The organism is Mesorhizobium sp. M7A.F.Ca.MR.362.00.0.0 (assembly GCF_004023175.1).
GTDB lineage: Bacteria > Pseudomonadota > Alphaproteobacteria > Rhizobiales > Rhizobiaceae > Mesorhizobium.
Genome location: NZ_RZTF01001273.1, coordinates 1 through 210, shown reverse-complemented (window position 1 = coordinate 210; position 210 = coordinate 1). Strand labels below are relative to the sequence as shown.

The following is a 210-nucleotide window of genomic DNA, read 5'->3' as shown; positions in this document are numbered from 1 at the left end:
GCTGACAGTGGAGGATATACAGAAGCTGAACCCTGCCAGTATTGTACTCTCTCCAGGTCCAGGCCGCCCTGAAAATGCCGGCATTATGATTGAAGTAATACAGAAATTACATCAACAGTTTCCGATTTTAGGAATTTGCCTCGGTCATCAAGGGATTGGCTCAGCTTTTGGGGCTAAGGTCGTAAGAGCAGAAAATATTATGCATGGGAA

Annotated in this window: 1 pseudogene; it reads left to right on the top strand. The window is 45.2% G+C overall.

The window, feature by feature from the left end:
• Positions 1 to 210: pseudogene (locus tag EOC06_RS39885) on the top strand (gamma-glutamyl-gamma-aminobutyrate hydrolase family protein); the annotation flags it as partial.